Origin of the sequence: Nostoc sp., from assembly GCF_036917155.1 — a bacterium.
Lineage (GTDB): Bacteria > Cyanobacteriota > Cyanobacteriia > Cyanobacteriales > Nostocaceae > Nostoc.
Genome location: NZ_JBALDZ010000071.1, coordinates 1 through 14,238, shown reverse-complemented (window position 1 = coordinate 14,238; position 14,238 = coordinate 1). Strand labels below are relative to the sequence as shown.

Sequence of the window (14,238 nt, the reverse complement as noted above, 5' to 3'; positions counted from 1 at the left end):
ACTTTTAGTGTTCACCAGCTACAGGTAGACGTATAGTGAATGTGCTACCCTTCCCTGGTTCAGATATCACATCGATAGTGCCTTGATGTGCTTCGATAATGCAGCGAGATAGATATAGTCCCAAACCACTACCAGAACGTTGGTGTTTCCCTTGACGAAATCGCTCGAATAATATTGCCTGATCTGGTTTAGAAATTCCTGGCCCTGTATCTTGGATATCAATATTCACAGCTACGGGAGTGAGATAGCAGTGAATATCTACAGAACCTTTGTCTGTAAATTTGATAGCATTACCGATGATATTTGTCAAAACTCGCCGCATTTCTATGCGATCGCCCATGATGGTGCTTGCAGTTTTGTCTTTATCAAGGTTTACAACTAACCCTTTTTCTTCAGCTAGGGGAGTTAATTCTTGGGAAACTTCACTAACTAATTCCTGAATATTGCAGGGAGAAATTTTTAAGATTTTACAGCCCGCTTCATGACGATAAACTTCTAGCAAGGTATTTACCATTTCCAGCAGGTCTTGATTACTGCCAATCATGGTATCAATTATTTCTTGCAGTTGTGGCGAAACTTCGCAAAACCTGCCTTCCAGCAATAATTTTAATACGCGGTTAGAAGCTACTAGGGGTATGCGTAAATCGTGAGTAAAACGCGAGACAAAATCTGCCCGGAGGTTAGCCATCTGATCTCGTTCGTCGATGCTATGCTTGAGACGCAGGAGCGATCGCACTCGTGCATGTAGTTCATCAGGATCGAATGGTTTACGAATAAAGTCATCTGCACCAGCATCAAGTCCTTCCACAACGCTAGACTCATAGTGAGCCGTGAGCAGCAGAATGGGGATAAATGGCAACGCCTGATTCTGTCGGATGCGTCGAGTAAATTCATAGCCATCAAGCTCCGGCATCATCACATCTAAGAGAATTATGTCAGGTGGTGACTCCTCAACCATAGCCAGAGCTATTTTGCTATCTTCCACCAAGGTAATTTCATACTCCTCGTCTTCTAGGACTGCTTCTAAGACCAGTAGATTGTCAAAAACATCATCGACAACGAGAATTTTATCTTTTTTGACAGTTTTAGTTAAAGACATAGGCTAAATAAAAAAAGAAGTGCTTGGCTATTCCTAGCAAATCTAGTAATAGCTTACTTCACGAACGCTGACATTATTAAGGATTCAGATTTTCTTTGAGAGTTTCCTGAGCTAAATATTCTGCTTTCTAAGCATTTATACGATAAAATATGCGGCTACAGTGTATTAATTATGACTTCAATCGTTTTAGGCTAAAACCCCAGTGTATTTATATCTGAGTTGCTGACACCGAAACTCTTGCCTTAGAAAGGCTTACGAGATAAGGTTATTTATGTCTCATGGGAGATGAAGTTTAGGGAACAATACCAACTGCATTGCTTTTTGTATAAGATCCCGAATAGAAGAACGAGATTATTTTAATCTGTACTTTAGATAAATAACAGTAAAGTTAGGCAACTATGAGTGAAATAAAGATCCTTTTGATTGAAGATCACAACCTGACAAGAATCGGCTTAAGGTCTGCCTTACAAACTCAGCCAGAGTTCAACATCGTTGGTGAAGCAGCCAATGCAGCTGATGGCATTAAGCTTCTGAAAAGTCTCAAGCCGGATGTTGCAACTATTGACATTGGTTTGCCTGACATGGATGGTATTGATCTAACACGCACATTTAGGCAATATCAATCAGAGAATGAAGATTATACAACAAAGCTGCTAATTTTAACGATGCAGAATAGTGAACAGGCAGTCTTAGCCGCATTTGCAGCAGGTGCAGATTCTTATTGCATGAAGGATATCGAAACAGAGAAACTAGTAGAGGCTGTGCAAACAACTCATGCAGGTAGCTCATGGATCGATCCAGCGATCGCAGACCTTGTACTACAACAAATACGTCAAGATTTCCCCGACGGTAGCAGAGGAGCATCTGGAAAAAGAGTCTTGATTGAAGGCATTGACCCAGATGTTGAGAAAAGTATAGTCAGCTATCCTTTAACTCATCGGGAAATGGATGTTTTAGAGTTGATTGTCGCTGGATGTGACAATGCAGAAATTGCCAAAAGACTCTATCTAACAGTCGGTACTGTCAAAACTCATGTTCGAGGTATTCTCAATAAACTCTGCGTTGCTGACCGTACACAAGCTGCTGTCCGTGCTTTGCGTGCTGGATTAGTACCTTGAGCAATATAGTCATCATCAACTGCGTACATAAGAACACTTAACAAATAAACAAACAAATAACAATATTCCTTCCCTAATCCCCATTACCCCTTATCCCCAGAGGGGGCCCCACCTTCCCCAATCCCCGTTATCTGGGAAGAAGATTTATTAAGAAATTGTTACAAAGTTTAGTACAATGACATAATTGACAAATAAGTATTTTTCCTCATATACATGATAGCGGATCAATTTCCCTGGCTTACCGCAATTGTCTTGCTGCCACTCGTTGCTTCCTTGCTCATCCCTGTACTGCCTGATAAAGATGGCAAGCGCGTGCGGTGGTATGCCCTGGGTGTAGGTATTGCAGACTTTGCCTTAATGTGCTACGCCTTTTGGAAGCATTATGATGCCAGTAGTGCTAGTTTTCAACTCGTGGAAAATTATGCCTGGGTGCCTCAGTTAGGTTTTAACTGGGCGGTATCGGTGGATGGACTTTCAGCGCCACTTGTGCTTCTAGCAGGATTTGTCACCACACTCTCGATATTTTCGGCTTGGCAAGTTGATCATCGACCCCGCCTCTTCTATTTTTTGATGCTGGTGCTGTATTCGGCACAGGTAGGGGTGTTCGTTGCCAAAGACTTGCTGCTATTTTTCATTATGTGGGAAGTAGAACTGATTCCCGTCTACCTACTAGTTTGCATTTGGGGTGGGCAAAGGCGTCGTTATGCGGCTACGAAATTTTTGTTGTATACCGCAGCGGCTTCTATATTCATTTTAGTTGCAGCCCTGGCAATGGGGTTATATGGCGGTGGTAATATGACATTTGACATCACCGCCCTCGCCAGCAAGGAATATCCTCTTAGTCTACAACTGCTACTTTATGCAGGATTGTTGATTGCATTTGGTGTCAAGCTTGCTGTTTTTCCCATGCATACCTGGTTGCCTGATGCCCACGGCGAAGCATCCTCTCCTGTGTCGATGATTTTGGCTGGCGTGTTGCTGAAGATGGGCGGATATGGACTGATTCGCCTGAATCTTGAGTTGCTTCCCGATGCACACATTTACTTTGCGCCGGTTCTAGCCATTCTCGGTGTTGTCAATATTATCTATGGTGCATTGAACTCCTTTGCTCAAACCAATATGAAGCGGCGTTTGGCTTATTCGTCGATTTCTCACATGGGGTTTGTACTGCTTGGAATTGCCTCCTTCACTGATTTGGGAATCAACGGCGCGATGTTGCAGATGATTTCGCATGGTTTGATTGCATCAGTGCTGTTCTTCTTGGCAGGCGTTACTTACGATCGCACCCACACAATGGTAATGAAAGATATGGGCGGTATTGGTCAAGCTATGCCCAAAGTCTTTGCCTTGTTTACAATCGGAACGATGGCATCCCTAGCACTTCCCGGTATGAGTGGCTTTGCTGGCGAACTCTCGGTATTTGTTGGGATGACAAGCAGTGACGTTTACAGTTCGACTTTCTGCACCGTAACCGTTTTTCTTGCCGCAGTTGGAGTCATCCTCACACCGATATATCTACTTTCTATGCTGCGAGAGGTATTTTATGGTAAAGGTGCAGCACTTCTATGCGACATCAATAATGCAGGCTTGGAAAATCAAGAAGATGAGGGAACAGTTTGTTTTGGTACAGACTGTCTAGTACCAGAAGATGCAGTCTACGAGGATGCTAGACCCCGTGAGGTGTTTATCGCTGCTTGTTTTCTGCTAATGATTATTGGTATTGGTTTCTATCCCAAAATGGCGATGCAGATGTACGACGTGAAGACAGTTGCCGTGAATGCTAATCTTCGCCAGTCTTATGCCATAGTCTCGCAAACAAATCCCCAGATTTATGCTAATAGATTCTTGGTTCCGCAAATTTCAGAGGTTGAGGTAGCGCCCGTTTTGGGAACTTTGAAGTAAGCTTTTTGACTAATAGATTTATCTAAAAGAGTCTTGTCTACAACTAGCTAATATCCGTCTATGGGTTTTTCTCAAATGCTCTACGCAACCAATAATTACTGCATGATAGTATAAATAATTAGGTTGCGTATGAGTAATACTTCCTTTTTTGATGAACAGAAAGAGCAATCTTTATAAAAGCTAGAATTGTTGAGAGTATCTGCATCCTGATATTTGATTAACAAATGAGTTATAGTTGCCTTATACTGCCTCAAACGTCTTGCGATCGCACCACGCTTGTCACCTGATCTTTAACACAGCTTCATAAGAAATTGGTATCAGCATTTACCTAACAGATAGAACTCCTATTTAATTTTAAAAAAGCTCCGTACAACGAAAAAAAGCTGAGGACGTTTGGCGAAGCCTCAGTCGGCTCACAGCAGAAGCCTACTCCCTGCTTATCGCGCTTGCGCTTCTCTACGAGAGGCTTCTCTACGAGAGGCTTCGCCAACGCCAACGCCAACGCCAACGCCAACGCCAACGCCAACGCACACCACGCAAATAAGTTCAAAAATCCAATCGGATTGCTATAGTCAGATTTGTATCTATTGCTGAACATATACACGTATTTATTGACGAAAGCTAATTAATCAAACTCAGGTTGTGTTAAAAATTCATATACTTTTTGTTTGAGTTAGTTAAATATGCGAATTAAGAGTTGATTTGAGACAAATCAGCATTTTAAAAAAGTTCAGTAACATTCCTCTTTTAGTAACAAGTTAAATCTAACTAAAATATTAATAGTTGTGCTGGCTTAGTTGATAAAAAACTTCAATTATTCCAGGTGTATCTATTTGTCAGATCTCTATCAAACCGATTAATTAGTACTAAAATAAGCGCTCTCTTTTTACGAAGGAGAAGTTTATTGTCCCTTTATCTTATATAAAAGGTAGCGGATTAATGTACTAAGAACTAGTAAGTCTATTCATTTGGAAATCGCTGTAATTAGGTTTTCTTAAACAACAGCGTCATGATTTATGTTGGGAAATTGCGGTTTTATTTCCAATTAATAACAAACACAACTTCTTTCAGCTTTGAATATTTATCAACCCATTTTACCAATTCCCATGCAACAATATATTTCTCATTTGCTCCTACTAGTACTAGGAACAAGTTCAACTTTCATCATTACTCCATGTCAAGCTCAAACTCCGGCAAAACCCACCAGTCAAAATACTGATAAGATTACTTCCATATCTTCAAATTCATCTTCTACTATCCAATTGAGTGATTTTGCCAATTCTACTAATAGCAAATCATCTATTCTCTCTGAAGCATCATCTAGTAACTCTTCTGCGGCTAATGCCAATATAACAGAAAATAAGCCTAAGCTACGGGTTCCTATATCCAGCCGAATTTTTCCCACACCCTCGATGCAGCAATAATTAGCGGCTAAATATTGAGTTTACTTATTGGGCTGACAAGTGTCTAAATTCATACACAATGTATAGCATTGTTTAGTGAAAATACTACCATAGTGAGAGATTTTTAATTTTTCTCTTTTGTTGGGGTAGGACAAATATCATCTATAGCGGCTCTCGTATTATGCGGGAAGCCGCTACACCTCATAAAGAAATGGTATTACGCGGTTTCGGTAATGTAGTGTCTACATTCATTGAAAAACTGGCGTTACACCAGAAGTTGCTTGACGATCTCCTGCCTCGCGCAGACGTACTTCAATTTCAGAAATACGCGCCTCACCCGCTTGCAAGGCCTCGGCAGAGGTATGTACGGAATAGTATCCCAGTTTTAGCTCATACGGATGGCGAACTGACGACCCCATTATGAAGACCGCTCCGTTTTTTTCATCAGCCTGCATGGTGATAACACCATTACCAGAGGAAAAAGTCACTAACTCACCCTCACTGGCAATATCTGGTGTCGCCACTGCTCCGCGACTGACACTTAGCCAAGCCACATCCTGACCGACGGGGGGATGGTATTCCCAGCGTTCACCTGGGGCAAGCGTGACCAACAGATAATTTATGCCTTCAGGAGAGCGTACAGGGCTTTTCACCCCAGCATAACTACCAAGAATGATACGGGCTGGACCTACGCCTGGAATCTTATCAGCTTCGAGATATTGACTATCAACTGGCCCATTTTCGAGTTCAGGTGGAAGAGCGATCCAAAGTTGATACCCACGCACACGCTTTGATGTGCCGGAAGTCATTTCTTTCCCGTGCCAGACACCACCACCAGCACGCATCCATTCTACACCACCATAAGATATAGTACCCCTACCAGATTCAGGATCATCGAAGCGAACGTCACCTTCAATAATAAGAGTTACAGTTGCAATACCTGAATGCGGATGGATTGGCATAGATTCCGCTATACTTGTATCGGCATCAATCAAATCCAAAAAAACAAAAGGTTTCAGCAAATGTCCTAAATCGGAAGGACTCATGAGCCGGATAATCGGCCCGTGACCTTGACCGCGTGTCCGATTGACAATTCTTCTTAGTTCTGTTTTTTGTGACATTTCTTTGCTATTCATAAATTTTATTATTCGTTTCTGTGCAGTGATTTTTTATTTGTAGCTGTGTCAAATTAATTTCATCAAGGGTGTAAAGCTTGAACTTTCTAGCGTTAAGCTTAGAAGCGGTACAGATAACTTACAAGCTGTATTAACACAAATTGTTGCAATCCTAAAGTGGGTAAGGTTTAACTTAATGACACAAATTTGTTTCAATACTATTTAAATAATAAAACAAATATATAAAATGAAAAGTACGCACTTAAAAGTAACGTACTAACCAAAAAGATACTGTAAAATTTTCGGTTGTGTGAGATTTTCAAATCAAGACACTGCCAAAGCTTGATGGGCAGATTATTTATCCATTTGCATCAGTGCCATATCATCACCCAATTCAAGAAAAAGGGAATCCTACCAACTTTTAAAACGCGGTGCTTGCAAGCAACGGGGCTAAAGTCAAGATGAGGCTGACTAGAGAATGTGGCTTTACAGCGCTTCCCGCTATTATGCAATATAGTTTTTCTTCTTGCCCCTCTCCTAGCAAAGCTTTCAGTTTTGAGGATGTACCTCATAGCTGCCGGAAGTGCTGTATCGATATCCTGGAATAGTGCAAAAGTTTTCGGGCGACATTCATTGAAGGCTTGAAAAATAACGTCTTTCACACTAAATTTGCTCAGATTTGCTCAATTTGGATCTCACAGTCTGTTCCCACACTAATGATGCTGTTTTCTGGGCAAGCAATCCAATTACCTATAAATAGCGGTTCAGACGCAATAATTACGGATTTTGGAAAAGTCGGATCATCTCGTATCCAGTAAAGAGATGGAGGCGGGGAGGTGGTAGCAAAACGAGAAGCTACTAAACGATGTCCGTCACTAAAAATTACGTTGAGGGAGGCTTCTACTTGATAGCGTTTTGCCATCTCTAAAAGCGTTAATAATGTAGTGCGTAAAGCATATTCTGGAGGTCGATGTTTGTTAATTTGACTTTGTGAAAGTAATAATGCAAAAATGTGTTCAGAGTCAGTACTGCCATTAATTCTTTCGTAGAAATCTTGGGTTAAAGCGCTGCGGATTTTTCTGTGTAATGTTTTGCGGAAATTCTCGATTCGTCCATTATGAATAAATAGCTGTTGTTGATGGTTAAAAGGCTGACAATTAGCAAAATCTACAGATTGTCCTGGTGTAGCACTGCGTACATAAGCAAGTACACACTTTGATTCAACATAACGGCTGAGACTGGATAGGTTTATATCATTCCAAATAGGTAGGGTATTTTTGTAGATAAAAGGATCAGTATCTTTTTGATTATGATACCAACCCACACCAAAGCCATCTGCATTTACCACCCCAGATAGCATTTCGCGGGGTTGATAACTCTGGACTATGAGTGAGTGTTCTGGTTTATACAGAAGATGTTCTAAAGAAACAGGCGAACCGAGGTAAGCAAGTAAACGGCACATTATGAATATTCCACCTTCTATCAACACAATTATTGGACAACAGCCTTACCCGTTTTTATTCACCATCATCAGTGGTTCCCACTTATATGGCTTTCCCTCACCTGATTCTGATTATGATTTGCGTGGTGTGCATATTTTACCAGTTCAAGAAGTAGTGGGATTAAAGACTATAAATGAAACTATTGAAGTTTCAGAAGTTCGCTATTCTTTAGAAATTGATTTAGTAACTCATGATGTCAAAAAATTCTTTTTGATGCTAATTAAAAAGAATGGTTATGTATTAGAACAATTATATTCTCCTTTAATATTAACAACTTCACCCGAACATGAGGAATTGAAAATTATTGCTAAAAATTGTATTACCCGTCATCATAGCTACCATTATCTTGGTTTCGCCACAACGCAATGGAAACTTTTTGAGAAAGAAGATACGCATCAAGTTAAGCCATTACTTTATGTTTATCGAGTATTGTTAACTGGAATTTATTTGATGCAGACAGGAGTAATCGAGGCTAATTTAATTAAGCTAAATGAGGTTTTTAATTTATCATATATTCCTGATTTAATCGCCCAAAAATTAGCAGGTACAGAAAGGTCTATTCTATCAGGTAGCAGTGTAGCTTTTCATCAAAGAGAATATGAATATCTGCGTAATAAGTTACATGAGGCATCTCAATCTAGCCAATTACCTGAAGTACCTTCATCTGCTGCGGCTTTGCATAATTTGCTGGTACGCCTGAGATTGAGGAGGGGTGAATTATGAGTTGTTAAATTCTGCATTACCTTGATTTTTCTGGCAACGTCAGTAACTAAGTGTATCCCACTTTAGAAAAAATACTTAGCAATTAGAAATCGCGGTTCATCTTGCACAGAAACCAAAACCACCAGTACGGCTTTTATCAAAGCTTGTATATAGAAGCTGCAATATATTTATCTCTCGATGGCTTGAAGGAACTACAGCGAGCTTTATTATATGCATTTTTAAAAAGAATTGGTATTAGGAGTTAAAAACTCATAACTCCTAACTTTTAACTTTTTACAACTTCAAATTCCAGGCGGCTAAAGCTAAAGTGCCCCAACCAGCAAGAAAAGCTGCACCGCCTAGTGGTGCGATCGCTCCTAAGGATTTAATACCGGTTAAGCTAAGGGCATACAAGCTTCCTGAGAAAATAGCAATGCCAATGAGAAACAGCCATCCACTGGCGATAAGAGTGGGTTGAGGGGATTCGGTACGACTAATTAGTATGGCTACTAGAAAAAGTGCTAAAGCATGATACATTTGGTAACGAGCGCCAGTTTCAAAAATTTCTAGCGATCGCTCACTAATTTTTTCCCGCAAGGCATGGGAAGCAAAAGCACCAGCAGCAACCGACAAACCGCCTAAAATGGCAGCTACGCTCAAAAAAATCTGCGTCATTAGACTTAGCCGTAAGTTGATTATTAGTCATTGGTCATTGGTTAATAACAAATGACAAATGACAATTAGACATCAAAATGATATGATACAGCCCCTTCTTCGTTCACCTTAAAGTTTGCATTGAATTCTTTAGCTTTTTCATCTAAATATTGTCTGGCGTGGGCTGCGGGTAATTGTGACTGCATCGCAAAGCCTAAAACAGTTACGCGCCCCTGATTTTCTTGTAGCATCTCATAAAAAATCGATTGCAGGCGATCGCTAACTTGTTGATTAAGCGCCTTTTTATCCTGCCGACTTTGACGGTATAATCCCAATGCTAACCACGTGCCCAATGTTAGAGTAGGAACGCCAAAAATTAGACCACTAACAGCAGTATCATCATTTTCATAAGTAGCATAAGGTGAGGGGAAATCATACTTATCTTCAGGCAGTATATTCACTTTACGTGTAGCAAATTTTCCAAATACCGCTGTTGCTGATAGCGTTACAAACATGAATCCGAGTGTCAGTAGCCAACCGGCAGCTAATTTTTCAGCAGTTTTCATAGTTTCACTTCAGATTTACACTTTGCTAGTGATTTTAACCTGACTTTCACAAAGGTTCCACAATATCAATCTAATCCCCGCGACAGTTTTTTAGCTTTTGCATCAGACTTTTTGCCTACCTTGCTTGAAGAAACAGTGTTATTAAGCGCGTACAAGATACCCCGCAATCATGTAATATTTTAATATACTTATTTCCTTATAAAAATTCGGCGTTACACAATTTTAGGGTGGTTGTGGGACGGCTATTTTGCGTGCCCAATAATTAAAAGATGGGTAAAGGTCAGCGACGTATAGGTAAATCTTCTGTTTTAAGAATAGATGTAGATGTCCGCCTAATTATTAACAATTAGTAGAGGCGATCGCACTTTATTTCCAGACATAAAAAATAGCGATCGTGACCAAGGTTTTGATAGCTTTAGAACTAAATTTGAGAATGTCAACAAGGGTGAAATATTTGAGAAGCCATGCATTAACATAGTCGCTCCAGACTTCAATGAAGACAAAATCAAGAATCTACTTTATCAATATAAACCACAGGCAATATTATTGTTTCCAGATACACAAAATCTGACAGCAGCAATTACAACTATTAAAGCTCGTAAGGAGTGGTTAGACAATATAGAACCACGACAAAGACCAGATATAAAGTTGTTAGGAGGATCTTCTCTTTATAGCAGCAATCGAATCTTGCAAGAGGCTGGTGACGCTGTAGAAGGTTTAGTAGTAGCTGTACCTTGGTTTCGCAATGCAGTAAAATCAATAAACTTTACAAACGCAGCTGAAAAGCAATGGGGCGTTAAGGTCGGTTGGTATACTGCAAGCAGTTTTGATACTACCCAGGTTTTTATAGAGTCTTTTAAATTACCTCCAAATCTAGATAAGCCAATGGTTTTGCTAAATTTGCCAAAAGTTAGGCTTTTACCAGAAAACACCTCTAGGGAGGAGGTAACATTTGATAAAAATACTAGAGAAATGAAAAGAGACAAAAAACTGCTTAAGGTTGAAAATGGTAAGTTTGTTGTTATGCCGGAAGCAAATTAGGGAAGACTTAACAATAGCGATGTGAATTAGTCAATCACCATGAGTATAATATAATTTGTGGGTAACAACGACAAGTAAAACTTTCCCTTATTGTGTTGTACTGCAATAGCTTATGGGTATCTAACTAAATAATCACAGGCTGTTCAGTAGACCTATCGCAGATATTATCATGATACAACTAAAATCTCAGAGAAACCCTTATATTATCGGTCGTCCCATTAGTGAACCGGAAATATTTTTTGGGCGACAGGAGCAATTAGCGTTTATTGAAGAAAATCTGAGAGGAGGCGAGAAAGTCATATTACTGCACGGTCAACGACGTATAGGCAATTCATCTCTACTTCAGAATATTCCTAAACTTGTCAAAGTAGATAAGTCTGCTTTTGTTAGCTTTGATTTAGAATATCATAGCCAAGAAAAGTTAGAAAACCTCTTAGAAAGTTTAGCAGAAACGATTGTCGAACAATTAAAAATATCTCCAGACAAAGTAGTAATACCAAAAGCCAAAGAGATACAAGAACAAAAGGATATCTTTTGCACTAACTTTTTACCCCAAGTTGACGAACATTTAAAAGATACTAACTTGGTATTACTATTAGATGAATTTGATGCTTTAAATAATAAACATATAGGTGTAGAGCTTGAATCACTATTCAAGCAGTTGAAAAATATTGTTTATAAAAATCAAAGATTATTTGTAATTATATTTACTGGAAGAAAACCAGCAGATATATCAAATTTACTAAACATATTTCCCAAAGCACCGATTGCAGAAGTTGGGTTGCTAGATAAGGAAAGTATTGAGCAGTTAATTATCGAACCTGTTGCGGATGCTTTGAAATACGAACCAAAGGCCATAGAAGCAATTACCGATTTATCAGCAGGACATCCCTATTTTATTCAAATTTTATGTTTTGCAATTTTCAGTAGAGCTAGGGAACTAGAAAAATGGGAAGTTTCTGAAGAAGATGTAGAAATGATTATAGATAGGGCAGTTGAGCTTGCCGAAGCTGGTTTTGCATGGTATTGGGAGGCTTTATCTGTACCAGAGAAAGTAGTTTTTTCGGCGGTGGCTGAGGCGCAAAAAATAGCTATAGAAAAAAAAGACCAACAGCTAGAGAAAAACCCGTTGATGTTACTTCAAAGTCACGATGATGTATTGTCAAGAGATTTGCAGAAAAAATTAACTAAAGAACTAGCATCAAAGGGCTTTTTAAATGAGCAAGGCAGTAAAGTTAAAATCGAATTAGTCCGGCGTTGGTTAATACAACGTCACCCGTTATGGCATGAGATTAGGGAATTAGAGAAACTAGATAAACAAGAAGTTAAATATACCTACGAAACCCTGAATCAAATACCTGAAACTAGCCAAAATCACAAGCAAAGTAACATGACTCAAAGCACCGCTTTGAGTCAACATCCCCAGAAGTCTGAACAAGATGTATCTTCTGTTAAAGCTTCTAAGGATAAAGTTCATCAGAATAGAGGAGAAATCTGGTTACTTACTGGAATTATTTTCTTAGGAGCAGCTGCGATCGCTACCTTTATAATCATGTATAATTCTGCAAAGCAGAACAACGGTTATTTAGAGAAAAAACAAAGCTTGATGCCAACGGCAATATCTACCATATCTCAGGCTTGAGATTGTCAAATCGCAGCAAAGGATATGATAGACCTTTGCTGCGATTTTAACCTTACTTGCGTGTCGCTTCTAGTAGGCGAGAAAAATAGAAGCGAGTCTTCGTCATTGCCCGTCGTTCCAAAGAAAAGCCATTACTTTCCAAGATTCTTACCACATCAGCCTCACGGTGTAAATATGCACGAGTGGCTTTACTTGGCCCAGGAAAGAAACTGCCAATTTTCTTGAGTATACTCAGGGCGCAGGTCTTCGGTGCAAAACTGAGAATTATCCGCGACTGTGCCAAAGAACAGAGGTGAGATATCATCTCATCGGCTTTTTCTTGAGGGTAATGGATGAGAACATCTAGACAAATAACGGTATGGTAGCTACCACTCAACGATTCCAAATCCTGCACAGCAAAAGTGGGATTTTCGGCATTTCCCAAGGTTTGCTTGGCTCTATCCCTGCCTTCTTCCACCATTTTTTCAGAAATATCGGCGGCATAAACTTTAGCACCATCTACCGCCAGGGGAATGCTGAGACTACCGACACCACACCCAGCATCACAAATTGACAGCTCTGGTAAATTGTTATCAGCCTTCAGCCAACCGAGAACTGTATCCACGGTTTGCTGGTGTCCATTGCGGATGTCTAGTTGGACTTTGTTGACTTCGCCATCGCCGTAGATTCGCTTCCAACGGTCAAACCCTGTGGAATTGAAATACTCGCGAACAATCGTTTTGTCGTCGGCTACGTTCATAAACTTTGATTTTTAGGGGTTCCCAATGCTTAAAATTATCATTGATAGGAACCCATAAGAGCGGTCTTCCAGATTTTTCCAGATGATAGTTTGCCGATAAGCAAGGATACTTACGTGTATAGAGAAGTTAGAGTGCCGAATTCCTGGGTAGACTTACATCTTGCACTTATTTTTACATTGTTGTTTGTATAGCAGCTAAACGATTAATAAAACTCAGGTAATCATCAATTTCACTTTAGCTAGCTAGTTCTTGTTCTTCTTCTGGCGTGAGTAGAGAAATTTTTTGTTTGGCTAGCAACGCTGTAATGCGATTTTGGACAATGCTAGAAGCTCTAAATATAGGTATTCCCTCTTGCAACTCTATGCTGATTGCACCTTCTAAAGGTAAGGTAGCGGGTAGACTATGAAGCGTTAGCAGCAATGGAGTTGTCATAGTTAACTCTATGAAATGTTGTGAATAATTATAGCTCACAACGAAAGAATGCGTAAATCTTGAATTGACTATAGTCAATTCAATAACTTTATAATTTCAGTAAAAATTCTTGGTAGGTAACAATTTCAGTATTTTCAAATTTTGCAATCTCTAATAAATCTTGATCGCCTGTGAGCAAAAAATTAGCATCACTATCTTTTGATAGTGCTAAAAGATAATTATCTTTCGCGTAACCGTTCACGGTGGAAATTAGGCTACCAGGAAAAATAAGTACAGAGAGATGGTAGATTAGAGGGCATGAAGAAAATCAGCCTCATCAGCC

Annotated in this window: 14 protein-coding genes; 5 read left to right on the top strand and 9 right to left on the bottom strand. The window is 39.7% G+C overall.

Going from position 1 to position 14,238, the window contains the following annotated elements; genetic code table 11:
- Window positions 1–4: 4 nt before the first annotated feature.
- Window positions 5–1,099 (bottom strand): hybrid sensor histidine kinase/response regulator, encoded by a 1,095-nt coding sequence (locus V7K67_RS10685; protein WP_334732530.1) that lies wholly within the window; start codon window positions 1,097–1,099, stop codon window positions 5–7.
- 398 nt (window positions 1,100–1,497) lie between these two features.
- Here V7K67_RS10685 and V7K67_RS10680 point away from each other — a divergent pair, with 398 nt between their 5' ends.
- Together V7K67_RS10680 and V7K67_RS10675 are read left to right on the top strand one after the other, a co-directional pair.
- Window positions 1,498–2,217, top strand: a complete 720-nt coding sequence (locus V7K67_RS10680) for a response regulator transcription factor (RefSeq protein WP_334699655.1) — start codon at window positions 1,498–1,500, stop codon at window positions 2,215–2,217.
- A 213-nt stretch (window positions 2,218–2,430) separates the two neighbouring features.
- A complete protein-coding gene (locus V7K67_RS10675) occupies window positions 2,431–4,119 on the top strand; it encodes an NAD(P)H-quinone oxidoreductase subunit 4 (protein WP_334732529.1) in 1,689 nt (562 codons plus the stop codon).
- Window positions 4,120–5,326: 1,207 nt separating this feature from the next.
- Here V7K67_RS10675 and V7K67_RS10670 read toward each other — a convergent pair.
- The 3 genes from V7K67_RS10670 to egtC all read right to left on the bottom strand — a co-directional run bounded on the left by V7K67_RS10670 (window position 5,327) and on the right by egtC (window position 8,099).
- Window positions 5,327–5,524: a hypothetical protein gene (locus V7K67_RS10670; RefSeq protein ID WP_334707403.1), complete on the bottom strand. Its 198-nt coding sequence runs from the start codon at window positions 5,522–5,524 to the stop codon at window positions 5,327–5,329.
- 246 nt (window positions 5,525–5,770) lie between these two features.
- A complete protein-coding gene (locus tag V7K67_RS10665; protein WP_334732527.1) occupies window positions 5,771–6,658 on the bottom strand; it encodes a pirin family protein in 888 nt (295 codons plus the stop codon).
- Window positions 6,659–7,310: 652 nt separating this feature from the next.
- The gene (egtC, locus tag V7K67_RS10660; protein WP_334732526.1) at window positions 7,311–8,099 is read right to left on the bottom strand and encodes an ergothioneine biosynthesis protein EgtC; all 789 of its coding nucleotides are present in this window, start codon (window positions 8,097–8,099) and stop codon (window positions 7,311–7,313) included.
- A 1-nt stretch (window position 8,100) separates the two neighbouring features.
- On the opposite strand from egtC, the gene V7K67_RS10655 reads away from it, so the two are divergent.
- On the top strand, window positions 8,101–8,862 hold the full coding sequence (locus tag V7K67_RS10655; RefSeq protein WP_334732525.1) for a nucleotidyltransferase domain-containing protein: 762 nt from the start codon (window positions 8,101–8,103) through the stop codon (window positions 8,860–8,862).
- 273 nt (window positions 8,863–9,135) lie between these two features.
- Here the strand turns inward: V7K67_RS10655 and V7K67_RS10650 are convergent, their stop codons facing one another.
- Window positions 9,136–9,516 carry a DUF423 domain-containing protein gene (locus tag V7K67_RS10650; RefSeq protein ID WP_334707398.1) on the bottom strand — a complete coding sequence of 127 codons (381 nt, stop codon included), beginning with the start codon at window positions 9,514–9,516 and terminating at the stop codon, window positions 9,136–9,138.
- A gap of 65 nt (window positions 9,517–9,581) precedes the next feature.
- Window positions 9,582–10,061 (bottom strand): hypothetical protein, encoded by a 480-nt coding sequence (locus V7K67_RS10645; protein WP_334732524.1) that lies wholly within the window; start codon window positions 10,059–10,061, stop codon window positions 9,582–9,584.
- 546 nt (window positions 10,062–10,607) lie between these two features.
- On the opposite strand from V7K67_RS10645, the gene V7K67_RS10640 reads away from it, so the two are divergent.
- Together V7K67_RS10640 and V7K67_RS10635 are read left to right on the top strand one after the other, a co-directional pair.
- Complete coding sequence (locus V7K67_RS10640) at window positions 10,608–11,102, top strand: ABC transporter substrate-binding protein (protein WP_335166442.1); 495 nt, start codon at window positions 10,608–10,610, stop codon at window positions 11,100–11,102.
- A 169-nt stretch (window positions 11,103–11,271) separates the two neighbouring features.
- Entirely contained in the window at window positions 11,272–12,744 is a 1,473-nt protein-coding gene (locus tag V7K67_RS10635; protein WP_335166440.1) for an ATP-binding protein, read from the top strand.
- A gap of 52 nt (window positions 12,745–12,796) precedes the next feature.
- On the opposite strand, the gene bchM is transcribed toward V7K67_RS10635, so the two are convergent.
- From bchM to V7K67_RS10620, 3 genes are all read right to left on the bottom strand, one after another.
- Window positions 12,797–13,483 carry a magnesium protoporphyrin IX methyltransferase gene (gene bchM / locus V7K67_RS10630; RefSeq protein ID WP_334707394.1) on the bottom strand — a complete coding sequence of 229 codons (687 nt, stop codon included), beginning with the start codon at window positions 13,481–13,483 and terminating at the stop codon, window positions 12,797–12,799.
- A 235-nt stretch (window positions 13,484–13,718) separates the two neighbouring features.
- Window positions 13,719–13,916, bottom strand: coding sequence for a hypothetical protein (locus V7K67_RS10625; RefSeq protein WP_334707393.1), 198 nt, complete (start codon window positions 13,914–13,916; stop codon window positions 13,719–13,721).
- 88 nt (window positions 13,917–14,004) lie between these two features.
- A complete protein-coding gene (locus V7K67_RS10620) occupies window positions 14,005–14,157 on the bottom strand; it encodes a hypothetical protein (protein WP_335166437.1) in 153 nt (50 codons plus the stop codon).
- Window positions 14,158–14,238 lie beyond the last annotated feature (81 nt).

Coding starts and splice junctions, on each gene's coding strand:
- V7K67_RS10685 (WP_334732530.1), bottom strand. CDS start 1,099: ATGTCTTTAACTAAAACTGTCAAAAAAGATAAAATTCTCGTTGTCGAT.
- V7K67_RS10680 (WP_334699655.1), top strand. CDS start 1,498: ATGAGTGAAATAAAGATCCTTTTGATTGAAGATCACAACCTGACAAGA.
- V7K67_RS10675 (WP_334732529.1), top strand. CDS start 2,431: ATGATAGCGGATCAATTTCCCTGGCTTACCGCAATTGTCTTGCTGCCA.
- V7K67_RS10665 (WP_334732527.1), bottom strand. CDS start 6,658: ATGAATAGCAAAGAAATGTCACAAAAAACAGAACTAAGAAGAATTGTC.
- egtC (WP_334732526.1), bottom strand. CDS start 8,099: ATGTGCCGTTTACTTGCTTACCTCGGTTCGCCTGTTTCTTTAGAACAT.
- V7K67_RS10655 (WP_334732525.1), top strand. CDS start 8,101: ATGAATATTCCACCTTCTATCAACACAATTATTGGACAACAGCCTTAC.
- V7K67_RS10650 (WP_334707398.1), bottom strand. CDS start 9,516: ATGACGCAGATTTTTTTGAGCGTAGCTGCCATTTTAGGCGGTTTGTCG.
- V7K67_RS10645 (WP_334732524.1), bottom strand. CDS start 10,061: ATGAAAACTGCTGAAAAATTAGCTGCCGGTTGGCTACTGACACTCGGA.
- V7K67_RS10635 (WP_335166440.1), top strand. CDS start 11,272: ATGATACAACTAAAATCTCAGAGAAACCCTTATATTATCGGTCGTCCC.
- bchM (WP_334707394.1), bottom strand. CDS start 13,483: ATGAACGTAGCCGACGACAAAACGATTGTTCGCGAGTATTTCAATTCC.
- V7K67_RS10625 (WP_334707393.1), bottom strand. CDS start 13,916: ATGACAACTCCATTGCTGCTAACGCTTCATAGTCTACCCGCTACCTTA.